The organism is Stenotrophomonas sp. YJH_SMC_101-4, assembly GCF_059370395.1.
This window is the reverse complement of the sequence record NZ_JCAFTP010000001.1, coordinates 1279564-1304057: the sequence shown is the minus strand read 5'-3', so window position 1 is coordinate 1304057 and position 24494 is coordinate 1279564. Positions and strand designations below refer to the sequence as shown.

21 protein-coding genes are annotated in these 24494 nt (G+C 63.0%); 18 read left to right on the top strand and 3 right to left on the bottom strand.

The features are described 5' to 3' along the window. The first annotated feature begins 230 nt into the window (after positions 1-230). The 7 genes from ndk (at position 231) to der (ending at position 6862) form a co-directional block, all read left to right on the top strand. The gene (gene ndk, locus AC5P8D_RS05955; RefSeq protein WP_008265389.1) at positions 231-656 is read left to right on the top strand and encodes a nucleoside-diphosphate kinase; all 426 of its coding nucleotides are present in this window, start codon (positions 231-233) and stop codon (positions 654-656) included. Between the two features lie 10 nt (positions 657-666). Next, positions 667-1872, top strand: a complete 1206-nt coding sequence (gene rlmN, locus AC5P8D_RS05950) for a dual-specificity RNA methyltransferase RlmN (protein WP_005409296.1) — start codon at positions 667-669, stop codon at positions 1870-1872. Then, positions 1859-2644, top strand: coding sequence for a type IV pilus biogenesis/stability protein PilW (pilW, locus tag AC5P8D_RS05945; RefSeq protein WP_049410941.1), 786 nt, complete (start codon positions 1859-1861; stop codon positions 2642-2644). The genes rlmN and pilW overlap by 14 nt, the downstream gene beginning before the upstream one ends. Positions 2645-2662: 18 nt before the next feature. After that, positions 2663-3535 (top strand): RodZ domain-containing protein, encoded by an 873-nt coding sequence (locus AC5P8D_RS05940; RefSeq protein WP_019338408.1) that lies wholly within the window; start codon positions 2663-2665, stop codon positions 3533-3535. 65 nt (positions 3536-3600) lie between these two features. Then, positions 3601-4239, top strand: coding sequence for a YfgM family protein (locus AC5P8D_RS05935; protein WP_019338409.1), 639 nt, complete (start codon positions 3601-3603; stop codon positions 4237-4239). Next, on the top strand, positions 4239-5447 hold the full coding sequence (gene bamB, locus AC5P8D_RS05930; protein WP_109813875.1) for an outer membrane protein assembly factor BamB: 1209 nt from the start codon (positions 4239-4241) through the stop codon (positions 5445-5447). The genes AC5P8D_RS05935 and bamB overlap by 1 nt, the downstream gene beginning before the upstream one ends. Before the next feature lie 17 nt (positions 5448-5464). Beyond that, entirely contained in the window at positions 5465-6862 is a 1398-nt protein-coding gene (gene der / locus AC5P8D_RS05925; RefSeq protein WP_010484595.1) for a ribosome biogenesis GTPase Der, read from the top strand. Positions 6863-6923: 61 nt separating this feature from the next. Here der and AC5P8D_RS05920 read toward each other — a convergent pair whose 3' ends face one another. Further along, positions 6924-7958, bottom strand: coding sequence for an alcohol dehydrogenase catalytic domain-containing protein (locus tag AC5P8D_RS05920; protein WP_010484597.1), 1035 nt, complete (start codon positions 7956-7958; stop codon positions 6924-6926). A gap of 119 nt (positions 7959-8077) precedes the next feature. On the opposite strand from AC5P8D_RS05920, the gene AC5P8D_RS05915 reads away from it, so the two are divergent. From AC5P8D_RS05915 to AC5P8D_RS05865, 11 genes are all read left to right on the top strand, one after another. Further along, the gene (locus AC5P8D_RS05915) at positions 8078-8989 is read left to right on the top strand and encodes a LysR family transcriptional regulator (protein ID WP_312660241.1); all 912 of its coding nucleotides are present in this window, start codon (positions 8078-8080) and stop codon (positions 8987-8989) included. A gap of 60 nt (positions 8990-9049) precedes the next feature. Then, entirely contained in the window at positions 9050-10186 is a 1137-nt protein-coding gene (gene moeB, locus AC5P8D_RS05910) for a molybdopterin-synthase adenylyltransferase MoeB (RefSeq protein WP_495203172.1), read from the top strand. Between the two features lie 322 nt (positions 10187-10508). Next, positions 10509-12341 carry a monovalent cation:proton antiporter-2 (CPA2) family protein gene (locus tag AC5P8D_RS05905; protein WP_495203171.1) on the top strand — a complete coding sequence of 611 codons (1833 nt, stop codon included), beginning with the start codon at positions 10509-10511 and terminating at the stop codon, positions 12339-12341. Between the two features lie 168 nt (positions 12342-12509). After that, on the top strand, positions 12510-13385 hold the full coding sequence (gene folD, locus AC5P8D_RS05900) for a bifunctional methylenetetrahydrofolate dehydrogenase/methenyltetrahydrofolate cyclohydrolase FolD (protein ID WP_010484605.1): 876 nt from the start codon (positions 12510-12512) through the stop codon (positions 13383-13385). A gap of 327 nt (positions 13386-13712) precedes the next feature. Further along, positions 13713-15170 (top strand): IMP dehydrogenase, encoded by a 1458-nt coding sequence (guaB, locus tag AC5P8D_RS05895; protein ID WP_495203170.1) that lies wholly within the window; start codon positions 13713-13715, stop codon positions 15168-15170. A gap of 107 nt (positions 15171-15277) precedes the next feature. Continuing rightward, positions 15278-15754 (top strand): hypothetical protein, encoded by a 477-nt coding sequence (locus tag AC5P8D_RS05890; protein ID WP_346476468.1) that lies wholly within the window; start codon positions 15278-15280, stop codon positions 15752-15754. Further along, positions 15751-17316 carry a glutamine-hydrolyzing GMP synthase gene (gene guaA / locus AC5P8D_RS05885; RefSeq protein WP_478419501.1) on the top strand — a complete coding sequence of 522 codons (1566 nt, stop codon included), beginning with the start codon at positions 15751-15753 and terminating at the stop codon, positions 17314-17316. The genes AC5P8D_RS05890 and guaA overlap by 4 nt, the downstream gene beginning before the upstream one ends. A gap of 204 nt (positions 17317-17520) precedes the next feature. Then, positions 17521-18162 carry an AbiU2 domain-containing protein gene (locus AC5P8D_RS05880; protein WP_495203169.1) on the top strand — a complete coding sequence of 214 codons (642 nt, stop codon included), beginning with the start codon at positions 17521-17523 and terminating at the stop codon, positions 18160-18162. A 298-nt stretch (positions 18163-18460) separates the two neighbouring features. Beyond that, positions 18461-19081, top strand: a complete 621-nt coding sequence (locus AC5P8D_RS05875) for a hypothetical protein (RefSeq protein ID WP_495203168.1) — start codon at positions 18461-18463, stop codon at positions 19079-19081. Between the two features lie 315 nt (positions 19082-19396). After that, entirely contained in the window at positions 19397-21553 is a 2157-nt protein-coding gene (locus AC5P8D_RS05870; RefSeq protein ID WP_495203167.1) for an AAA family ATPase, read from the top strand. Between the two features lie 336 nt (positions 21554-21889). After that, a complete protein-coding gene (locus tag AC5P8D_RS05865) occupies positions 21890-22519 on the top strand; it encodes a hypothetical protein (RefSeq protein WP_495203166.1) in 630 nt (209 codons plus the stop codon). 124 nt (positions 22520-22643) lie between these two features. Here the strand turns inward: AC5P8D_RS05865 and AC5P8D_RS05860 are convergent, their stop codons facing one another. Together AC5P8D_RS05860 and AC5P8D_RS05855 are read right to left on the bottom strand one after the other, a co-directional pair. Continuing rightward, the gene (locus AC5P8D_RS05860) at positions 22644-23000 is read right to left on the bottom strand and encodes a hypothetical protein (RefSeq protein ID WP_495203165.1); all 357 of its coding nucleotides are present in this window, start codon (positions 22998-23000) and stop codon (positions 22644-22646) included. A gap of 551 nt (positions 23001-23551) precedes the next feature. Continuing rightward, the gene (locus AC5P8D_RS05855) at positions 23552-24469 is read right to left on the bottom strand and encodes a LysR family transcriptional regulator (protein ID WP_495203164.1); all 918 of its coding nucleotides are present in this window, start codon (positions 24467-24469) and stop codon (positions 23552-23554) included. Between the last annotated feature and the right edge of the window lie 25 nt (positions 24470-24494).

The window sequence follows — 24494 nt, the reverse complement described above, 5'->3', positions numbered from 1 at the left end:
TGGGTGGACCTGAACCTGTAGGGCCGAGCCCGCGCTCGGCTGCTCTTCGGCCCAAAGGCCAGCCGAGCATGGGCTCGGCGCTACTACAGGGCCACAAGGCCCTCTACCACCCGGCCACGTTATCTTTTACAATTCGCCTACGTTTATCAGGCTAAGCCCGCGTCCCGACGCGGGTTTTTTTCATGTTACCCTTCGGGCCATCAGCGGCCCGATTCCATTGGAGACATCCCATGGCGCTGGAGCGCACCCTTTCGATCATCAAGCCGGACGCCGTTGCCAAGAACGTCATCGGCGAAATCTACGCCCGCTTCGAGAAGGCCGGCCTGAAGGTCGTGGCCGCCAAGTACAAGCAGCTGTCGCGCCGTGAAGCCGAAGGCTTCTACGCCGTGCACCGCGAGCGTCCGTTCTTCAACGCGCTGGTCGAGTTCATGATCTCCGGCCCGGTGATGATCCAGGCCCTGGAAGGCGAGAACGCCGTCCTGGCCCACCGCGACCTGCTGGGCGCCACCAACCCGAAGGAAGCCGCTGCGGGCACCATCCGCGCCGACTTCGCCGAATCCATCGATGCCAACGCCGCCCACGGCTCGGACTCGGTCGAGAATGCCGCGATTGAAATCGCCTACTTCTTCGCCGCCACCGAAGTCGTCTCGCGCTGAGAGTAATGCCGTGAACGAGGTCGTACAGTCCCCCGCCATCCAGCCGCTGCCGAAGTCGGCACCCACGGCTGGCAAGCAGAACCTGCTCGACCTCGATCGCGCGGGCCTGGAGAAGTTTTTCGTCGAGGTTCTCGGCGAAAAGAAGTTCCGTGCCCACCAGGTGATGAAGTGGATCCACCATCGCTACGTCACCGACTTCGATGAAATGACCGACCTCGGCAAGGTCCTGCGTGCCAAGCTGCAGGCCCATGCCGAGGTACTGGTTCCCAACATCGTGTTCGACAAGCCCTCCGCCGACGGCACCCACAAGTGGCTGCTGGCGATGGGCGTGGATGGCAAGAACGCCATCGAGACCGTGTACATCCCGGACAAGACCCGCGGCACGCTGTGCGTGTCTTCGCAGGTCGGTTGCGGCCTGAACTGCACGTTCTGCTCCACCGCCACCCAGGGCTTCAACCGCAACCTGACCACCGCCGAGATCATCGGCCAGGTGTGGGTTGCCGCACGCCACCTGGGCAACGTGCCGCACCAGATGCGCCGCCTCACCAACGTGGTGATGATGGGCATGGGCGAGCCACTGATGAATTTCGACAACGTCGTGCGCGCCATGAGCGTGATGCGCGACGACCTGGGCTACGGCCTGGCCAACAAGCGCGTGACCCTGTCGACCTCCGGCCTGGTCCCGCAGATCGACCGCCTGTCTGCCGAAAGCGACGTTTCGCTGGCGGTGTCGCTGCATGCGCCGAACGATGCGCTGCGCGAGACCCTGGTGCCGCTCAACAAGAAGTACCCGATCGCCGAGCTGATGGCCTCGTGCGCACGCTACCTGCGCGCCAACAAGCGCCGCGAATCGGTCACCTTCGAATACACCCTGATGAAGGGCATCAACGACAAGCCCGAGCATGCCCGCGAGCTGGCCCGCCTGATGCGCCAGTTCGACAACGCGGTGCAGGCCAAGGACTCGGGCAAGGTCAACCTGATCCCCTTTAATCCGTTCCCGGGCACCCGCTACGAGCGTTCGGAAGAGGCGCACATCCGCGCCTTCCAGAAGATCCTGCTCGACAGCAACGTGCTGACCATGGTCCGCCGCACCCGTGGCGACGACATCGACGCCGCCTGCGGCCAGCTCAAGGGCCAGGTGATGGACCGCACCCGCCGCCAGGCGGAGTTCAACAAGACGCTGCAGGCGGGGAAGGGGAGCGATGCCGCGGCCTGACCGCCTCTGGCTGGTTCTGCTCGCAGGCGTGCTGGCCGTTGCGGTCGGTGGCTGCAAATCCCAACCCAAGGCCAGGCTAGGCCCCAGCGAAGCGCCGGTCTACTCGGTCCGCGATCCGGACAACGTGCGGCGTCAGGTGCGCCTGCAGGACCTGCTGGCACTGGCCGCCCGCGACATGCAGGTCGGCAACCTCGATGCGGCCGAACGCAAGGCGCGCGAGGCGCTGAAGCTGGCACCCGAATCGCCTGATGCGCTGGTGCTGATGGCCGGCATCGACGAGCGCCGTGGCCGTACCCAGCAGGCCGGCGAAAGCTTCCGCAGGGCTGCCGAACGGGCGCCGCAGCGCGGGGACGTCCTCAACAATTACGGCGCGTGGCTGTGCCAGCAGGGCCGGCCGGCCGAGTCGCTGGCCTGGTTCGATCGTGCGCTGCAGGCGCCGGGCTACGCCACACCGGCCGAGGCCCAGGCCAATGCCGGGGGCTGTGCCCTGGACGCTGGCCAGCTTGAACGTGCCGAGCGCGACCTGCGCGCGGCGCTGTCGACGCTGCCGGGAAACCCGGTCGCGCTGGAGGCGATGGCCCAGCTCAGCTTCCGCCAGGGCCGCTACATGGAGGCCCGGGCCTTCGCCGAACGTAGGATTGCGGCTGCACCCGCAACGCGTTCCGTGTTACAACTTGCGTCTCAAATCGAAGCGCGGCTGGGTGATCGGGCGGCATCTGATCGCTATATTCAGCGGATTCGAAAGGAATTTCCGCAGGAAGCGGGCTCCTAACTCCAGGGTTGATGCATTGTGATTGATGACCAGACTGTGAGCGCTCTCGAGACTGCGGCCGGCTGCGGCAGCCGCCTGCGCCAGGCCCGCGAGGCGGCCGGACTGACCCTCGAAGATGTCGGCTCGCGCCTGCGCATGCCGGTCCAGGTGGTCAGGTCGCTGGAAGAAGAACAATGGCAGAAGCTTGGCGCGCCGGTGTTCGTGCGCGGCCAGCTGCGCAGCTACGCGCGGCTTCTGGATGTGGACGTCGGAGAGCTGCTGGAGCAGGCCCAGGTCGGCCCGGTGGTTCCGCCCACCCTGGTCAGCCATACCCATACCCCGCGTGCGCGCCGCATTGCCGAGAATCTCGGCCGTCGCGTGCTGTATGTCGGCATCACCGCGGTGCTGGCGGTGCCGGTGTGGTTCGCCACCCGTGGCCATTTCGATGGCAGTGCCACCCCGTCGCCGAATACCGCCTCGCTGGATGCCATCCCGGCCGCCGTGCCGGTAACCCCGTCCGCTGCGGGTGTCGAGCCCTCGGCGCCGGCTGAAGTGGCGAGCGCCCCGGCCAGCAAGCCGGCCGCCACCCCGTACGTGGCCTCGCTGGCCCCGGTGCCGCGTTCAGCCCCGGCGCCAGCGGCTGCCGCCAACACGCTGGACATGCAGTTCAGCGGCGACAGCTGGGTCGATATCGGCGGCCCGGACGGCGCTACCGTCGAGAAGGCGCTGATCAAGTCCGGCGAAAGCCGCAGCTTCACGCCGGGCCAGGTGACCCGGGTGACCCTGGGCAACGCCTCGGCGGTCCAGGTTCAGCAGAACGGCGCTATCGTCGATCTGACCCCCTACCAGCGAGCCAACGTGGCGCGCTTTCAGGTATCCTCTGAAGGCTCCGTAGTCCCGGTTTCGCACTGAGGCGCGGTTTCACCACCTTCGATTAATTCCAACGGTCCCTCCCGATGGGCGGGGCGAGAGTACGCATGGCGATCGACGATCTGCTCGACGAGCACGAACAAAGTGAACGCGTCCGCAGCTGGCTGCGGAAGAATGGTGCCAGCATCCTCGGTGGCGTGGTCATCGCCATCGGTGCCATTGCCGGCTGGCAGTGGTACCAGAAGGATCAGGGCGGCAAGCTGGCCTCGGCCAATGTCGAGTACCAGAAGGCGCTCGTTGGCCTGCAGCAGAACAAGCTCGACGACGCCGCCAAGGCGGTCAAGGCGCTCGAAGCCGGCCCGTCCAGCATCTACGGCGACCTCGCGGCGCTGCAGCTGGCCAAGGCCCAGGTCGACGCCGGCAAGAACGAAGAAGCCCTGGCCACCCTGCGCGGCGTGAAGGTCGAAGGTGACCTGCAGCGCGTGGTCGACCAGCGTGTGGCCCGCCTGCTGGTGGCCACCGGCAAGAGTGACGAGGCGATCAAGCTGCTGGGCAGCGCCACTGACAGCAGCAGCCTGGAAATCCATGGCGACGCGCTGATGGCGCAGGGCAAGCGCGATGACGCCCGGAGCCAGTACGAGAAAGCGCTGAAGTCGCTGGACGTGGCAGCGCCGCAGCGGCGCCTGCTGGAAACCAAGGTTATGGACGCCGGCGGCACCGTTGCCGCCCCTGCGGAGTCGGTTTGATGAGTCAGAAGGTCATGATCACCCGCGTCGCCACCGTGCTCCTGATGGGCATGGCCCTGAGCGGCTGCAGCACCGTGAAAGGCTGGTTCGCCGGCAAGGACGCGGCCGCGAAGAAGGCACAGGAACCGGCTGAGCTGGTCAAGTTCGAGCCGACCCTGAAGGTCAACAAGGCCTGGTCGGTCAACCTCGGCAAGGGCGAGCGCCGCATCGGCGTGCGCCAGGGCCCGGCGGTGGCCAACGGCCACGTGTTCGCTGCGGCGATCACCGGTGGCGTGCACGCCATCGACCTGCAGACCGGCAAGAAGGTCTGGACCTGGGAGCCGAAGAAGGAAAAGAAGAAGGCCAAGCTGCGCCTGTCCGGTGGCCCGGGTGTCGGTGAGAACCTGGTCGTGATCGGCACGCTGGATGGCCAGGTCATCGCCCTGGACATCAACGACGGCAGCGAGAAGTGGCGCGCCCGTGTTCCGGGTGAAGTCATCGCCGCGCCGGCCATCGCTCAGGGCGCAGTCTACGTGCGCAGCAATGACGGCCGCATCACCGCGTTCGATGCCGGCAACGGCACCCAGAAGTGGTTCAACCCGAGCGAGCTGCCGGCACTGACCGTGCGTGGCAACGCGCCGGTGGTGACCGGCCCGGGCGTGCTGTTCATCGGCAAGGACGAGGGCGCGGTTGCCGCCCTGGCCCAGCAGGATGGCCGCACCCTGTGGGAACAGAACGTGGGCAACGGTGAAGGCCGTACCGAGCTGGAGCGCATGGCCGATGTCGACGGCGCGCCGGTGCTGGATGGCAACACCCTGTTCGTGAGCAGCTTCAAGAACCAGACGATGGCCATCGAAGGCCCGACCGGTCGCCCGCTGTGGGCGCGCGACCATGGCGGTGCCGGTGGTGTGGCGGTCTCGTCTGGCAATGTGTTCGTCACCGACAACAAGGGCGGCGTGTTCGGCCTGGACAAGGCCAGCGGCGCAGCGATGTGGTCGCAGACCGCACTGGCCCGTCGCTCGCTGACCGGTCCGGCACTACACGGCGACTACGTCGTGGTCGGCGACTACAAGGGATACGTGCACTGGTTGCAGACCTCCGATGGTGCGATGGCGGCACGGGCGAAAAGTGGCGGCGACGCCCTGCTGGCCCAGCCGGTCGTCGCAGACGGGGTGCTGCTGGTGCAGAACGTTGATGGCAAGCTGACCGCCTTCCGGTTGGCAAATTAAAAATTGGAGTAATCGCGATGCTGCCTTTGGTCGCCCTGGTTGGACGGCCGAATGTCGGCAAGTCGACTATTTTCAATGCGCTTACGCGCACCCGTGACGCGCTGGTCCATGACCAGCCCGGCGTCACCCGCGACCGCAACTACGGCGTCTGCCGCCTCGACGAGGACAACCATTTCCTCGTCGTGGATACCGGCGGTATCGCGGAAGAGGAAGAAGGTCTGGCCGGGGCTACCACCCGCCAGGCCCGCGCCGCTGCGGCGGAAGCGGACCTGATCCTGTTCGTGGTTGATGCCCGTGAGGGTACGTCGGCGATGGACGACGAGATCCTGGCCTGGCTGCGCAAGCTGTCGCGCCCGACGCTGCTTCTGATCAACAAGATCGACGGCACCGACGAGGACACCGTGCGTTCGGAGTTCGCCCGTTACGGTTTCGGCGAGATGCTGACCGTGTCGGCTGCGCACCGCCAGGGCCTGGACGACTTGCTGGACGAAGTGGTCCAGCGCCTGCCGGAAGAAGGCAGCGGCGAAGAGCTGGACAACGATCCGAACCGCATCCGCATCGCCTTCGTCGGCCGCCCGAACGTGGGCAAGTCGACGCTGGTCAACCGCATTCTTGGCGAGGAGCGCATGATCGCCTCCGACGTGCCGGGCACCACCCGTGACTCGATCGCGGTGGACCTGGAGCGTGACGGCCGCGAATACCGCCTGATCGATACCGCCGGCCTGCGCCGTCGTTCGCGCGTGGACGAGGTCGTCGAGAAGTTCTCGGTGGTCAAGACCATGCAGTCGATCGAGCAGTGCCAGGTGGCCGTGCTGATGCTGGACGCCACCGAAGGTGTGACCGACCAGGATGCCACCGTGCTCGGCGCCGTGCTCGATGCCGGCCGCGCGCTGGTGATCGCCATCAACAAGTGGGACGGCCTGACCGAGTACCAGCGCGAGCAGGCGGAAACCATGCTGTCGCTGAAGCTGGGCTTCGTGCCGTGGGCCGAGTCGGTGCGCATCTCGGCCAAGCACGGCTCGGGCCTGCGTGAGCTGTTCCGTGCGGTGCACCGCGCGCACGAATCGGCGAACAAGACCTTCACCACCAGCGAAGTGAACAAGGCGCTGGAAGTGGCTTACGAGACCAACCCGCCGCCGACCATCCGCGGCCACGTCTCCAAGCTGCGCTACGTGCACCCGGCCGGCTCCAATCCGCCGACCTTCATCGTGCACGGCACCCGCCTGAAGGAGCTGCAGGAATCCTACAAGCGCTACCTGGAGAACTTCTTCCGCAAGCGTTTCAAGCTGATCGGCACGCCGGTGAGCTTCATCTTCCGCGAGGGTACCAACCCGTACGAGGGCAAGAAGAACGTCCTCACCGAGCGGCAGGTCAAGGCCAAGCGGCGCTTGATGAAGCACGTCAAGGGCAAGTGATGCAGAAAAAGGCGGCCTGAGGGCCGCCTTTTTCGTTGTGATGCAGGGGCGGCCGCCTTGCTCAGGCGTGGCCCCACGGCAACAGCACGCCACGGAACCTCATCCGTCCTGACGACAGGCGGTCGTACGCCTCGGTCGCCTGATCCAGATCAAAGGTCTCGACCATCGGCTTCACCTTGCCGGCGGCGGCAAGCTGCAGCACTTCGCTGAGGTAGTGCTGGCCACCATGGGTGGCGCCGATCACGCGCTGGCGCATCATGTGGAACGGCACGCCTTCGGACGAGATCGAGAACGGCTGACTGAAGTCCAGGCCGCACAGCACAACGCGCCCGTCGACACGCAGGCCGGTCATCGCTTCTTCGGCCGAGCTGAATTCATTGGTGGTCACCAGCAGCACGTCGGCGCCGCCGATGGCCTTCAGCTCCTTGCCATTGGCCACGACCTTGTCGGCGCCCAGCTGCTGGGCGAGCGCATGCTTGTCTGCGGAATGGGTGATGGCGATGGTCTCGAAGCCGCAGGCCTTGGACAGCTGCAGGGCGACATGGCCCAGTCCGCCGATGCCCAGTACCGCGATCTTCTCCCGTGGCTGGGGCGCCGCATCGCGCAGCCCGCTCCAGGTCGTGTAGCCGGCACACATCATCGGCGCCGCATCCACGTAGGAGAGTCCGTCAGGCAGCAGCACCGTGCCTTCGGCGGAGATCGCGATGTACTGGGCATGGCCGCCCTGCGCGGCGAAGCCGGTGGTGCGGGGTGCATCGCAGTTCATTGCCGTCTGTCCGGACAAGGGGCGGTTCTCGCGGCAGTAGGGGCAACGCCCACAGGACGACTGGACCCACGTGGTGCCCACGCGATCGCCCACCCGGCGCGAGTGCACGCCGGCGCCCACCTCCACCACTTCTCCGACTACTTCATGCCCCGGTGTCTGCGGGTAGATGTCGCCGCCATAGCCCTGGGTTGCCCACACGTCCGTGTAGCACATGCCCGATGCGTGGACCTTGACCAGCACCTGGCCCGGTTCGATCACGGGCATCGGCACGTCCTGGACCTGCCACGGCGCATTCGGCCCGGTCATCACAACCGCTTTCATCGTCTTCATCGTCTTGATCCTGTCCCGGTGGGTGAGCGCCGAGGGCGGGTGCCCGCGGACTACTCGGAGCGTAGAATCGGTTGACTATCAAGACAATCGCTTCAATATTTCACGATATGGTGAGCCGAATTCAACAAACGAGCGGAGGGGATCTGACCGCCTTCACCGCGTTCCTGGCGGTGGCGGCGCATCGGAGCTTCCGCAGCGCGGCGGCAGAGCTGAACATCACGCCGTCGGCGATCAGCCATGCGATCAAGGCGCTCGAGCAGCGGCTGGGTGCGCGCCTGTTCAATCGCACCACGCGCAGCGTCTCGCTGACCGATGCCGGGGAGCGCCTGGCGGAAAAACTGCGGCCGGCCATGGCCTCGATCGAGGAGGCCCTGCAGTCCGTGGACACTGAAGCCGGCACGCCGCGTGGCACGGTCCGCATCAACGCCAGTGAGGGCGCCATACGGCTCGTGCTGAAGCCGGTGCTTGCGCGGTTCCTGCGCCAGTACCCGCAGGTCCACCTGGACATCGTCAGTGACGGCCGGTTGGGCGATATCGTTTCGGAGGGGTTCGATGCGGGTATCCGCCTGACGGAAGCCGTGCCCCAGGACATGGTCGCGATAGCGGTGACCGCCCCGATGCGCTTCGCGGCGGTGGCCTCGCCGGCGTATCTGCAGGCGCGTGGCCGTCCACTGCGGCCGCTGGATCTGCATCAGCACGACTGCATCCGTTTCCGCTTTGAAAGTGGGGCGATCTACCGGTGGGAGTTCGAGCACCAGGGCACTACCGAGCGGGTGAACGTCTCCGGGCCGATCACGTTGACGGACCAGCCGTTGATGGTCGACGCGGCCATTGAAGGGATCGGCATCGCCTTCGTTCCCGAGCATCTGGCACTGGAACCGTTGGCCGATGGCCGCCTGCTGCGGTTGCTTGAGGACTGGTGTCCCGAGTTTCCCGGCCTTTCGCTGTACTACCCGGGCCATCGGCATGTGCCGCCCGGGCTGAAAGCGCTGATCGGTCTTCTTCAGGAACAGCACGGCGGGCGCGGGTAGCCCGGGTAGCGCCGGGCATTGGTCAAGGCAAGGCAGAGCGGCCTGCGTGATAATGCGGCCATGAGCATCCAAGAGCTTTCCCCCGCGCAGGCACGCGAGCGCCTGGCCCACGGCGCGGTGCTGATCGATGTGCGCGAAGCGCACGAACGGGCCGGCGGGATGGCCGAGGGCGCGCGCGGCGTGGCCAAGGGCGAGCTGCAGGCCAACCCGGCCGCGCATCTGCCGCGGCACGACCAGGAAATCCTGCTGATCTGCCAGAGCGGCAAGCGCTCGGCCGATGCCGCGCAGTTCCTGCTGGATGCCGGCTACACCCAGGTCGCTTCCGTGACGGGTGGTACCGTGGCCTGGCGCGAGCAGTCGCTGCCGCTGGTGCAGCCGCTGGCCAGTGCTGCCGACCGCGATTTCTATGATCGCTATTCGCGGCATCTGCTGCTGCCGCAGGTGGGCGAGGCCGGCCAGCGCCGGCTGCAGCAATCACGCGTGCTGGTGCTGGGCGCGGGCGGCTTGGGTGCGCCAGCCGGCTTCTATCTGGCAGCGGCCGGGGTGGGGCACCTGCGCTTCGCCGACCACGACCGCGTCGAGCGCAGCAACCTGCATCGGCAGATCGTGCATACCGAAGCCAGCGTCGGCCAGCTCAAGGTCGATTCGGCGCGCGAGCGGCTGCTGGCGCTGAACCCGTCGATCGAGGTCGAGGCCGTGCCCGAGCGGGTCACCTCCGAGAACGTGGATGCGCTGCTGGACGGCGTGGACGTGGTGCTGGACGGCTCGGACAACTTCCCGCTGCGCTACCTGCTCAACGACGCCTGCATCAAGCACGCCAAGCCGCTGGTGTATGCCGCCATCGAGCGCTTCGACGGCCAGGTCAGCGTGTTTGATGCCGGTCGCCAGCGTGGCGTGGCACCGTGCTATCGCTGTCTGTTCCCGGAACCGCCGCCGCCGGAGTTCGCGCCGAACTGTTCCGAGGCCGGGGTGCTGGGTGTGCTGCCCGGCCTGGCCGGCGTGCTGCAGGCCACCGAGGTGCTGAAGCTGCTGCTCTGCATCGGCGAACCGCTGGTGGGGCGGCTGCTGCGCTTCGATGCGCTGGGCATGCGCTTCCGCGAGACCGGCATCCGGCCGGACCCGCATTGCCCGGTGTGTGCGCCGGGCGTGCCGTTCCCGGGGTATATCGATTACGCCGCGTTCTGCCGGGGTGGGTGAACCCGGCCGGGGATCCATCCACGCCATGCGTGGATCTACCGGGGCGCGGCGGATGTGCGTCATCCACGCATGGCGTGGATCTACTGTAGAGCCGAGCCCATGCTCGGCTGCTTCTGGCCTCGGCACGAAGAGCAGCCGAGCGTGGGCTCGGCTCTACAGTCATGGCGCCCACCCAAGCATGTGCATGGTTTCGGGATGATGCCGGGGGTCGCTCCCGGCATCGTTCCACCTCCAAGACAATCCGGCGCAACATGCGTGCTATTGCCGTCATCGGCATTGCTCTATTGTTGAACCCGATTCTGGATCTTGGGGAAAACACCGCATGGCGGTAGAAGCAGCGACCAGCGAGCTGGTCAAGGTCGTCGCCCTGTTGGGCGCGGCGGTGGTGATGGTGCCCCTGTTCCGCCGGGCCGGCCTGGGCTCGGTGCTGGGCTACTTCGCCGCTGGCCTGGCGATCGGACCGTTCGGGCTGGGCTGGTTCTCCGACCCGCAGGCGATCCTGCATACCGCCGAACTCGGCGTGGTCATGTTCCTGTTCGTGATCGGCCTGGAAATGCGGCCCTCGCACCTGTGGAGCCTGCGCAAGGAGATCTTCGGGCTGGGTACGCTGCAGATCGTCACCTGTGCGGTGGTGCTGACCAGCATCGCCAAGCTGTTCGGCCTGCCGTGGCAGGTGGCCTTCATCGGCGCCACCGGCTTCGTGCTCACCTCCACCGCGGTGGTGATGCAGCTGCTGGCCGAGCGCGGTGACATCGCGCTGCCGTCGGGGCAGAAGATCGTCTCCATCCTGCTGTTCGAAGACCTGCTGATCGTGCCGTTGCTGGCGCTGGTGGCCTGGATGGGCCCCAGTGCGGGTAGTGCCGATGGCGAGGGTTCGCGCTGGCTGTCGGTGGCGATCGGCGTGGGTGCCATCGTCGGCCTGGTGCTGGTCGGCCGCTTCCTGCTCAACCCGTTGTTCCGCGTGCTGGCCGAATCGAAGGCGCGCGAGGTGATGACCGCCGCCGCGCTGCTGGTGGTGCTGGGCGCGGCGCTGCTGATGCAGCTGTCCGGCCTGTCGATGGCGATGGGCGCGTTCCTGGCCGGCGTGCTGCTGAGCGAATCGACCTTCCGCCACCAGATCGAAGCGGACATCGAACCGTTCCGCGGCATCCTGCTCGGCCTGTTCTTCCTCAGCGTGGGCATGGCGCTGGACCTGGGCGTGGTGGCGGGCAACTGGAAGCTGATCCTCGGCCTGGTGCTGGCGCTGATGGCAGCCAAGGCGCTGTGCATCTACGTGGTCGCACGCATCATGGGCAGCGACCACGCGCAGGCGCTGGACCGTGGCGTGCTGATGGCGCAGGGCGGCGAGTTCGCTTTCGTGCTGTTCTCCGCCGCGGCATCGGCCGGCGTGATCAACCTGGAGATCAATGCCAACTTCACTGCCGTGGTGGTGCTGTCGATGGCGCTGACGCCGCTGGTGGTGCTGCTCTACAAGCGCATCGCGCCGAAGCCGACGGTAAACATGGACGGCGTGGACGAGGCCGAGGGCCTGTCCGGCAGCGTGCTGCTGATCGGCTTCGGCCGCTTCGGCCAGGTTGCCAGCCAGTCGCTGCTGGCGCGCGACGTGGACGTGACCATCATCGACAACGATGTGGAGATGATCCAGAGCGCCGCGCGGTTCGGCTTCAAGATCTATTACGGCGACGGCACGCGGTTGGATGTGCTGCATGCTTCGGGCGCGGCCACCGCACGTGCGATTGCGGTGTGCGTGGACAAGGCCGAGGCCGCCGACCGCATTGTTGAACTGGTGGCGCACGAGTTCCCGCAGGCCAAGCTGATGGTGCGCTCGTTCGACCGCGAGCATTCGCTGCGGCTGATCCATGCCGGTGTCGATTTCCAGATCCGCGAGACGTTTGAATCGGCGGTGCTGTTCGGCCAGGCCGCGCTGGTGGAACTGGGTGCGGATGAAGACGATGCGGTGGAGATTGCCGAGCAGATCCGTCGCCGCGATGCCGAGCGCTTCGAGCTGGAAATTGCCGGTGGTGGTCTGAATGCCGGCGCGCGGATGATCTACGGCAACAGCCCGCAGGGCGTACCGACGCCAACGCCGTTCACCGCGCCGAAGCGGGAGAGCAAGACGCTCAATCCGCAGGATGTGCCGGAAGAGGAAGAATGAGGTGCCGCGCACCGCGCTCGCCGGGCGTGGCCCGGCGCTACCGTGGTGCGCACGGGTGGGGTAGCGCCGGGCCATGCCCGGCGAGCGCAGCGGCCGCCCGGATTGGCGGTGGGCGAGGGGGCCTGAATCGGGGACAATAGCGTCCCCGCCGCCCCACGCCTGCCTCCGATGACCGATTCCGCCCCCCAGCATCCTGCCCGCATCCTTGATGGCCGCCGTATCGCCGAGGACCTGCTCGACAGCCTGAAGGTGCGCGTCGACGCCCGCGTGGCCGCCGGCGGCAGCCGTCCGGGCCTGGCCGTGGTGCTGGTGGGCGGCGACCCGGCCTCGACCGTATACGTGCGCAACAAGCGCCGTGCCGCCGAAAAGGTCGGCATCGAGGCGCATGACTACGATCTGCCGGCCGGTACCACCGAGGCCGAGCTGCTCGACCTGATCGACCAGCTCAACGCCGATCCGAAGATCAACGGCATCCTGATCCAGCTGCCGCTGCCGGGCATCCCCGACGCGCGCCGGTTGATCCAGCGCATCGACCCGCGCAAGGACGTGGACGGCTTCCACCCGGAAAACGTCGGCCACCTGGCCCTGCGCGAGTTCGGCCTGCGCCCGTGCACCCCGCGCGGCATCACCACGCTGCTGGGCCACACCGACCAGCCGGTGCGTGGCCGCAACGCCACCATCGTGGGCGTGAGCAACCACGTTGGCCGGCCGATGGGCCTGGAGCTGCTGATTGCCGGCTGCACCGTGACCAGCTGCCACAAGTTCACCCCCAAGGACGTGCTGGAACAGGCCGTGCGCAACGCCGACATCCTGGTGGTGGCGGTCGGCCGCCCGGGCATCGTGCCGGGCGAATGGGTGAAGCCGGGCGCGGTGGTGATCGACGTGGGCATCAACCGCTTGGATGACGGCCGGTTGGTGGGCGACGTCGGGTTTGAGGCGGCGGCCCAGCGGGCGAGCTGGATCACCCCGGTGCCGGGTGGTGTGGGCCCGATGACCGTGGCCACGTTGATGCAGAACACCCTGGAAGCGGCGGAAGCCTCCTGAGGGTAGCGCCGGGCCATGCCCGGCGGATGTTTGCGGCGCCGCTGCGCTCGCCGGGCATGGCCCGGCGCTACCGGGGTTGCATTGATGCCCCGCGATTCCCGGCGACCCGCTCCTGGTAGGTGCCAACCTTGGTTGGCACACATCCATCGGGGCCATCGGCCCATCTGGGGTACCGGTGCCGGACGGGTTGTGCCAACCAAGGTTGGCACCCACCCAAACCCCCCTGAACCAATCACCGCCCGCGCGACACTGCGTCGCATCTACCCCCTGCCACGCGGCGCGAAAACAGGGTAAAATGTCGCGCTTCCCCACATCTCGGGTATGCCGATGCTGCGCATCCAGGCTGAAGCACTCACTTACGACGACGTCTCGCTCGTCCCCGCCCACTCGACCATCCTGCCCAAGGACGTCAACCTCGAAACGCGGTTGACCCGAGACCTGAAGCTGAAGCTTCCGATCCTGTCCGCCGCGATGGATACCGTCACCGAAGCCCGCCTGGCCATCGCCATGGCCCAGCTCGGCGGCATGGGCATCATCCACAAGAATCTCAGCCTGGAACAGCAGGCCGCGGAAGTGGCCAAGGTCAAGAAGTTCGAGGCCGGTGTCATCCGCGACCCGATCACCGTCGGCCCGGAAACCACCATCCGCGACGTGCTGGCCCTGACCCAGGCGCACAACATCTCCGGCGTGCCGGTGGTGGGCAGCGACGGCCTGCTGGCCGGTATCGTGACCCATCGCGACATGCGCTTCGAGACCGAGCTGGACGATCCGGTCCGCCACATCATGACCAAGAAGGATCGCCTGATCACGGTCAAGGAAGGCGCCGCGTCTGATGAAGTGCTGCAGCTGCTGCACCGCAACCGCATCGAAAAGGTGCTGGTGGTCAACGATGATTTCGCCCTGCGTGGCCTGATCACCGTCAAGGACATCCAGAAGAACACCGACTTCCCGAACGCTGCCAAGGACATCGCCACCCGCCTGCTGGTCGGCGCCGCCGTCGGCGTGGGCGGCGATACCGATCGCCGCGTTGAAGCGCTGGTCGCCGCCGGCGTGGACGTGATCGTGGTCGATACCGCGCACGGCCATTCGCAGGGCGTGCTGGACCGCGTCAGCTGGGTCAAGAAGAACTTCCCGAACGTGCAGGTCATCGGCGGCAACATCTGCACCGGTGAAGCGGCGCTGGCGCTGCTGGACAGCGGCGCGGACGCAGTGAAGGTGGGCATCGGCCCGGGCTCGATCTGCACCACCCGCGTGGTGGCTGGCGTGGGCGTGCCGCAGATCACCGCGATCGACCTGGTGGCCGAAGCGCTGCAGGACCGCATCCCGCTGATCGCCGACGGTGGCATCCGCTACTCCGGCGACATCGGCAAGGCGCTGGCCGCCGGTGCCTCCACCATCATGATTGGTGGCCTGCTGGCCGGTACCGAGGAATCGCCGGGCGAAACCGAGCTGTTCCAGGGCCGTTCGTACAAGAGCTACCGCGGCATGGGCTCGCTGGCCGCGATGGAGAAGGGGTCCAAGGACCGCTACTTCCAGGACGCCGCCACCGCCGACAAGCTGGTGCCGGAAGGCATTGAAGGCCGCGTGCCGTACCGCGGCCCGGTGGGCGGCATCATCCACCAGCTGATGGGCGGCCTGCGCGCCACCATGGGCTACGTGGGCTGCGCCACCATCGAAGACATGCGCAGCAAGCCCAAGTTCGTGAAGATCAGCGGCGCCGGCCAGCGTGAGAGCCACGTCCACGACGTGACCATCACCAAAGAGCCGCCGAACTACCGCGCCTGATGCGCTTGCGAACTGCTCTTGCGATTACGGGCAGCCTGCTGATGGCAGGCTGTTCGTTGTCCGAACCGCCGCCGCGCTCCGGGTTTCCGGGCGCGGCGGTTTCGCAATTGCAGGACGTGCAGGCGTGCCAGAACGCGTTTTCGCTGCCGGAGGGCTGGCAGGTGCAGGCCGCTGGCGAACAGCGCTGGCTGCTGAAAGGCACCGGCGAGCGTCCGCTGCAGGTCACGCTGCAGTGCATAACCGAGCTGCTGCACGGGCCGGATGATCCGGTGCTGACGCCGGTACTGGGCGCGCTGGAGCCCGCACGGATGAGCGTGCAATGGGCGTCCTGGGGCGCTGCGGAGTCGGGCTTCTCGATGGCCGCGCTGCAACGGCGCATCGTGCCCGGCACCGAAGTGCAGGAAATCGCCGAGCTGCCGCGCGCCGACCGCGCCAACCCCAACGCACCGCACGGCCTGCTGATGCTGCGCTGGGACGAGGAAGACCCCTCACATATTCAACAACGCGAGGCGTTCATCGCCACGCTGACGCAGAGCCTTGAAGCGCCGGGCGCTGCGAAAAACACCACTGGAACGGCACCATGACCAACATCCATAACGACAAGATCCTCATCCTCGATTTCGGCGCGCAGTACACGCAGCTGATCGCCCGCCGCATCCGCGAGCTGGGCGTCTACTGCGAAATCTGGGCGTGGGACCACAACCCGGCCGAGATCGCCGCGTTTGGCGCCAAGGGCATCATCCTGTCCGGTGGCCCGGAATCGACCACGCTGCCGGGCGCCCCGGCCGCGCCGCAGGAAGTGTTCGACAGCGGCCTACCGATCTTCGGCATCTGCTACGGCATGCAGACCCTGGCCGCGCAGCTGGGTGGTGCCACCGAAGCCGCTGACCAGCGCGAGTTCGGCCACGCCGAAGTGAACGTGATCAACCCGGATGCGCTGTTCAAGGGCCTGAGCGACCACGGCGGCGAGCCGAAGCTGAATGTCTGGATGAGCCACGGCGACCATGTCTCCGTTGCACCGCCGGGCTTCACCATCACCGCCACCACCGACCGCATTCCGGTGGCCGCCATGGCCAACGAAGAAAAGCGCTGGTACGGCGTGCAGTTCCACCCGGAAGTGACCCACACCCTGCAGGGCCAGACGCTGCTGCGCCGCTTCGTGGTGGACGTGTGCGGCTGCCAGACCCTGTGGACCGCCGCCAACATCATCGACGACCAGATCGCCCGCGTGCGCGAACAGGTGGGCGATGACGAAGTGATCCTGGGCCTGTCCGGCGGCGTCGATTCGTCCGTGGTGGCCGCGCTGCTGCACAAGGCCATCGGCGAGAAGCTGACCTGTGTGTTCGTGGATACCGGCCTGCTGCGCTGGCAGGAAGGCGACCAGGTGATGGCGATGTTCGCCGAGCATATGGGCGTAAAGGTGGTGCGCGTGAATGCCGCCGACCGTTACTTCGCCGCGCTGGAAGGCGTGAGCGACCCGGAAGCCAAGCGCAAGATCATCGGCAACCTGTTCGTTGAGATCTTCGATGAAGAGTCGAGCAAGCTGAAGAACGCCAAGTGGCTGGCGCAGGGCACCATCTACCCGGACGTGATCGAGTCGGCCGGCAGCAAGACCGGCAAGGCGCATGTGATCAAGAGCCACCACAACGTGGGTGGCCTGCCGGAGCACATGAAGCTGGGCCTGGTGGAGCCGCTGCGCGAGCTGTTCAAGGACGAAGTGCGCCGCCTGGGCGTTGAGCTGGGCCTGCCGCGCACCATGGTCTACCGCCATCCGTTCCCGGGCCCGGGCCTGGGCGTGCGCATTCTGGGTGAAGTGAAGCGCGAGTACGCCGAGCTGCTGGCCAAGGCCGATGCCATCTTCATTGATGAGCTGCGCAAGGCGGACCTGTACGACAAGACCAGCCAGGCGTTTGCCGTGTTCCTGCCGGTGAAGTCGGTGGGCGTGGTGGGTGACGCGCGGGCTTATGAGTGGGTGATTGCGCTGCGTGCGGTGGAGACGATTGACTTCATGACGGCGCATTGGGCGCATCTGCCGTATGAGTTCTTGGGGACGGTGAGCAACCGGATCATCAATGAGCTGCGGGGGGTGTCGCGGGTTGTCTATGACATCTCGGGGAAGCCGCCGGCTACTATTGAGTGGGAATGAGTTGAAAGAACGAGGGCGCCGAGAGGCGCCCTTGTTGTTTGTGGTGTCCGCTAGCGCTAGGTCCGACTTAAAGCTGGCTTGTTAGCCGGACGCAGCCGCCCTAGTATCGAGCTGTATTAGAGTTAAGCCCGCCGTACGTTGCTTTGTGGATACTTCGTATAACCGGACCACGGGTCCGACTGTTAGCTAGTTGGGGGCACACCAATGGTCACTCGGTCCATGGATGAAGTCCGTAGTGAGTACATCTCATCGATGGGACAAGAGCTTGGGGCCAGCTTCTATGAGCTGTGTCGAAAGCTCGTGGAACTTCACGTTCTTTGGCAACAGTACCGTCAGCTTTTCGGTGGTGACCCTGACACGGTTCACCTGCTTAATCGGACCTCTGGCCTGTTCTTCAAAATCGTTCAAGATGAGCTTTGGGACAGTGTTCTACTGGGTGTGTCTCGGATGACGGACCCGCCAACCACGGGCAAGAAGAGGAATCTTACGATCCAGTCTTTGCCTCCGCTAATCTCCGATACAGGGCTGCGGGGCGAGGTGCAGAATCTCTGTGACAAAGCTGTCGTTGCAGCGGAGTTCGCTCGCGAGCATCGAAACAAGCGCATCGCTCATCAGGATCACGATTATCTCAGAAATCAAAGTTCCGATCCTCTGAGCGGAATTAGCAGGAAATTGATAGAGGAGATGCTCGCTACACTAAGAGCCGTCTTGAATCGCTTGGAATTGCATTTTCGAGACAGTACGGTCATTTATGAGGATTTCGTGGACGAGAGTGGAGCACGGCTCTTGGTCCATAAACTGAGGAAGATGGAGCGACTTCAATGCGCGGCCACAAGTGCGCCCTAAGTGCGCCCTAACGATTCATTCAAACCGTCGCCGCTTCGCGACGCGGATCAATTCAGGTGTTGATTAGTGTCCGCTTCTGGCCGTAGGGCGTCATGCAAGCCATAACGTTCATTGGTGCGGCCGTCGAGGCAGCCGTAGGGTCCGGTTATGCGCTGGCTTGTTAGCCAGACGAAGCCGCACTAAGATTGAGTTGTACCGGCGGAAGGGCCGCAATGCTGTGCTTTGTCGTTAGGTCGTATGCCCAGGCTAAAAAGTCCTCTCGCTGGGCATTTGGAACTCACAAGGAAGTTGATCTCAGATGAAACTCTCAGAAAAGACGTTAGAGCTAAACATTTGCGCTCAGGCGTCAAGACTGCTCGGTGCAAAAAAAAAGATCCTTTGGTTTGGGCTCACCCAAAAGCAGGAAGCAAAGGCTGGATTCGATGCATGCACGAAGCTAGGCGGCCGGTTGCTGATCTTTCAGTTCAAGGCATCAAACCGCCTTCTTAGGTCGAATGAGCGAGTTTTTCTCGTGCCTCACGATCAGCTTGAAGCGTTACGAAATCAGGTCAAATCTTGCTCGCGGTCTGTCTTTTACGCATTTCCATTGGTTGGGAACACTTCAGAACTCAAGAAGAATCCCGACTTGCTTTCACAGACCAGGTTGGTGGATGTGGCATCGCTTTCTTTAGTTGGACTTCCAACTAAATCCGATGGCACTTTGCGAAAGAACGGGTGCCACAACGTTTACGTTAGCCCTACGAAAGTAGTCTTTCACTCTGAGCCTGTAAACGTTGAAGCTATTAGCTTCGAAAAATTTATAGGAAGTGGCTTCCATGGGGCGGATGGAATCAATTGGGGATTCGAGCGCAGCTTTGAACGCTTCTGGGATTTTGCTCGCAATCTTTCCTCTGGCGCCAGGGGGGTGGTGCTATGGTGACCTCTAACAGTTAATTCAAGTCGATGTCGCGGCGCGGCTTGGTGTAGGTGTCGAAAGTCTGCTTCTGATCGCAATACGCAATATGGCCGTAGCCGACCCATAGCTGTCGGTCGCGACAGGAACAGATCATACAAAAGCAGTCTTCAGAGTAAAGATGGATGGGGGCGACATGCAGGGATCGGGAACATTTTCGGCGATTTGGTCATCGTTGGCAGGGGCCGGGAAAGGCCGGCGTAGCAGGCGGTTCATGGCGCGCCATGCTCCTTCTCGCCAACAGAAATGACGCAAAGCCACTTAGCATCCAGGAGCCAGGTTGTGATCACGGAACTGAACATAGATGGCGTCACCAGTTACAAATCCAAGTCTACTCTCTCGCTCACCAACAAGACTTCTCTAATATACGGGCTAAATGGTGCGGGTAAGAGCACTATCTCTGAATTTTTGTATAAGCAAGCCGAACCTCGGTTTGCTAAATGCAGTCTGAAAACTAGTCAACCATGTGAAATTTTGGTGTACAACCAAGGCTTCCTCAAAGACTACTTTTACGAAGAAGAGAATTTAAAAGGAATTTTTACGCTATCCAAAGAGAACAAGATCGCGCTCCAGCAAATTGAAGCCGAGACGAAAGAGCTGGAGAAGCATCTGTCCGTTCAGCAAGAGAATTCAAAGCGGGCCACTGGAAATGCGACAAAACTCGATCAAGAAAAGATCAAGGCAAGCGGAAAGGTTTGGAATATTAAGACTAGTTTCGCGGGCGGGGATCGCGTACTGGAGTTTTGCCTAGAAGGCCTAAAGAAAACAGAGCTTCTTTTCCAGCATATTATTGGATTGCCTCTGCCGGAAAAGGCGCCTAGTTACACCATAGATGACCTGAAGGCCGAGGCGTCGTCCATTGAGGGCGAGGGTGCAGTTCCATTCACGAAAATTCCAACCCTCTCGGCCGACTGGCTGACCATTGAAGGGGATTCCCTCTGGTCGAAAATCATTGTCGGCAGTCAAGAAGGTTCAGTTGCAGAGTTCATCACTAAAGCTCGCAATTCTGACTGGGTGAAGCAAGGGCTCCAGTACATTTCATATGATAAGGATCCTCAGGCCTGCCCTTTCTGTCAGAAGGAAACGATTACTAAAAATATCATCGATTCCATCCGTCAAGTCTTCGATGAAGACTATGAGAGAGATGTTAAAAAGTTGGAGTCGATCAAGATCCGCTATGAGGCGTTGACCTCAGGCTTGAGTCTCCAAGAGATTTCAAAATCTCCGCTTGCCAACAAAAAGCTTGTGGAAACCTGGAGTATTGCCAGTGAGGCTCTAAAAGCGTCAATCCGCGAAAATATTCTGCACATTGACAGCAAGATCAAAAGCCCTAGCACACCAGTTGCCCTCGCCGATACCCAGCCCGCCGTCGACGTTATAAATGATTTGATCGGCGGCCTGAACGTGCTGGTTGAGGAACATAATGAAAAGCTGGCGAACAAGAAGAGAACTCGGGAGGATATAAGGTCGCGTTTTTGGGCGCTGATGCGCTGGGATTATGATCAGACGATTTCTGCATATTCGCAGTCCGCTTCAGATCTCAAAGATGAGGCTAGCAAAATAAGTCAAGAAGCCGCCAAGATCGACGCTAACGTGGCAGCGTCTAACGACAAGATTGCTGCTCTTAGAAAGCAAACGGTCAACATCGAAGAGTCAATTGAAAACATCAACGCTGGGCTGGTAGAGATTGGTATCGATGGATTCTCTGTGGTGCCATACGGCGAAAATTTATATCGGGTTTCCAGGGCTGCTGATCAGGCGAATGCATTTCACTCGCTGAGCGAAGGCGAGAAAACCGTCATTAGTTTTCTATACTTCATAGAACTTTGCAAAGGGCAGAGGGCTGCTGCTGCGGTTCCCCAGCCGAAAGTAGTTGTGATTGATGATCCCATCTCCAGCCTTTCTCACCTCTACGTTTTCAATATTGGGCAGTTGATCAAGAAGTATTTAATTAACGATAAGAGTTTTGCCCAGGTGTTTGTTCTCACTCATAGCCTTTATTTCTTCTATGAGCTGACACATTCTAATAAAGAGAAGCGCGCGGAGACGCAGCAACTATTCAGGGTTTTCAAGAATAAAAACGGAAGTGCTGTAGTTCCGATGAAGTATGAGGAGATACAGAATGACTATCAGTCATACTGGTCAATCATAAAGGATCAGGCATCGCCGCCTGCGCTGATTGCTAATTGCATGCGAAATATTGTCGAATACTTCTTTAACTTTGTTCAGAAGAAGGATTTCAATAACGTATTCCAAAAGCCAGTCCTGTCAAGTGATAAGTTCGCGACTTTCTACAGGTACATGAACCGAGAGTCGCACTCCTTGGGTCAGAATATTTTCGACATAAAAGAGTTTGATCACGATGTTTTCAAGGAAGGTCTGAGGTTAATTTTTGAAGAGTGTGGGTATGGCGAGCACTACCAGGCTATGAGTAAGTAAATGCAATATGCGCGGGCATTCAAGGTCGGGCATGAATGGATTTTTGTGTAGACGGAACGTTGAACGGCCTCGGTTTCAAGCGAGCCAGCATTCGGAAGTATGGTCGCTCCCGGTCGCGGGGCATCGTGCGAACCAAAGCGGTTATCGAGTTCCTATCGAAGCGAGCCTTCGGTGGTCACTGAGCCCCCCAGCTGGGTCCAGTTATTTGCTGGCTTGTTAGCCGGACTCCATCCAGCCTAGAATCGATCTATATCAAGGGGAGCGTCCGCCGGACGCTGCTTGTTTGCCAACCGCATAACCAGATCGACATGTCCGTCAATTAGGTGCTTAGTGGCTATGAAAGATAAATCGCTTGCTGAGAGACTCATTTACCTAGATATCGACTTTATTGCACGCCTCTATGAGGCGGAATTCGATATCTCACCAAGGACTCTGATCACTCGAACGCAAGCAATGCAGGCTGGCGTTTCTGTTACATTGTTCTCTGGCGGCGGAAGTTCCAGTGAAAGCAAATCTTACTCACTGTCGACGCTGGAGATGCTCGATCAACTGGCCAAACGACTAGCAAGGTATCCTGATCTTACCCATGAACAGGAAATGGACAGCCCATCCAGATACGTGTGGGTGGTTGGTGCCTTGGGAATTAGCAAAGTCAAAGTTACTCGCTCATCCAGTACAATTGCGCTGATCGGCAAGCCTGGCCCAAACAAGCCAAGTAAAACTAATGAGTATGTCGGCGAGGAAGCTTTCTTTTCATTAAGGAGCGGAGACGCAAAGTTTGCCCTTTCCCCGACAGATGAGTATTTCGTCCCCGGGGTTGCGTCTTTCAAGGGGCTCTCTCATCTGGTCATTGATCGTCTTTCGTTGCCGTGCAGAGCGCTACTCCGAGTGTTCTCCGCCAATACGTCGTTCGGCGAGTGGATCGCTACGCCATTGGTCATCTATGATTTGGCCGGTCGCCAATAATTAAATCAAGGCGAACCCGCTTCGCGGTACGGCCTAGTTCAGGTGTTGAACGTTTGCTCTTGGGCGAAAGCGGGCGCTGATGCGACGAGTGGCACTTACTACGCCCAGAAGGGGCCCACATAGGTCACTCCGGCCTAACCTCTCGGCAAGCCCACTCAACCAGCCCCCTACAAGCCAGAAACAGCCCATCCACAACCCCCTCATCCAGATGCCGCTCCGGGTCCGCAGCCACCCGGCAGCGGTCTGCCGCGTGCAGCAGTTCCAGAACCGTCAGCGCCCCCACCATTGCGCGTTCGGTCCTAGCCAGGCTCACGCGGCGGCCGGGTGACACATCGGTTTCCGGCCAAGGATGCCCATCTGCACCTTCGCAGCCGCGCATGTGCTTGAGGATGCCGAGCAGGGAGTTCAGGTCGGGCAGGGGAGTGTCGTCGTTGATGGGCTCAACAACGGTGTACGAGGAGAAGGTGTCGGAATCGTTCATGGCGTCGGCTTCCTTGGCTGTGCTTAACAGCGCCACCGCGAGGAGGTGGCGGGCGATGCGTGGCTGCAAACCGGGACGAAGTAGTGCCATGACCGGTGGGTCCGAAGACCCCCACGCACCGCCCGCCATACAGGCCGACGGATTGCCCGCCGGCACCGGTTAAGGACGGTGCCGACGGGCAAGCGTAAACAACAGGCACAACAATCGTCGCGGGTTTGCAGACCCGGAGCCACCCGTTGTCGGTGGCACGTCATGTTGGTTACGCAGTCGCTTCGAATGCCAATAGAAATTCGCGAAGGAATCGCGGAATCCGAGAGCGAAGAACTATTGTGGCACGCACCATTCGTGCAGCACGCGACGCCAGCAGACGTATTCGCGCAGCTGCTCTGCTGATGGCGAATCAAAGTGGCGCAATCGCCCATGCCACAAGCGAATAGCGCGACAGCCTTCTTTGCAACAGTTCTTAGTCCGCCTCGCCAAGCAGCGGCACGCGATCAGCCGCAAACCTCGAAAATCGGTTCAAACCCGACACCGTTAACAAGCTCGCAGCTTCAACCAACGCCCTTCTCAGCCGCATTCCCCACCAGCAACTCAATCATCGCCCGTGCCGCCGCAGACTGCCGCCGATGCGGCGCATAGATCACCGAGAACGGCCGCGACCGCCCACGCAGCTGCGGCAGCACTTCCACCAGCTGCCCGCGCCGCAATCGCTCGCGCACGATGAATTCATAGCTCTGGCAGATGCCGATGCCCTGTTCGGCCAGCGACACCACGCCCAGCACATCGTCGGAAGTCTCGATGGACGAACGCGGCAGCCAGTCCACGTCGCGCCCGCCGTCGCGGAAGATCCACGGCGCCAGCCGCCCGGTACGCGGCATCACGAAGGGCAGGCACAGGTGCTGCTGCAGGTCGTCCAGCGTCTGCGGCGTGCCACGGCGCTGCAGGTAATCGGGCGAAGCCACCAACAGCAATGCCGCATCCTCCAGCTTCCGCCCCACCAGCCCGCTGTCCGGCAGCTGGCCCAGGCGGATGGCCAGGTCGAAGCCTTCGGCCACCAGGTCCACGTTGCGGTTGGTGAAGTTCAGTTCCACCTGCACCTGCGGGTGCTGCTGCGCAAAGCGCGCCAGCACGGGCGGCAGCCGGTAGTGGCCGTAGGTGGTGGGCACGCTCAGGCGCACGCGGCCGGCCAGCGCACCGTCCTGGGCCAGTGCGTCGCGCTCGGCGTCGTCCAGCAGGCCGAAGGCGGTGCGCACCTGTTCCAGATAGAGCCGCCCGGCGTCGGTCAGGCCCACGCGGCGGGTGGTCCGCTGCAGCAGCTGACGGCCCAGCCGCGCTTCCAGGCGGGTGACCGCGCGGCTCAGTACCGAGGGCGTGGTGGACAGCGCCACCGCGCCGGCGGTGAACGAGCCGTGCTCGACCACCGCCAGGAACACTTCCACATCGCCCAGGTAGTCGAACTTGCGGCTCATTTGGCTCTCCGGGGAACAGATGTTT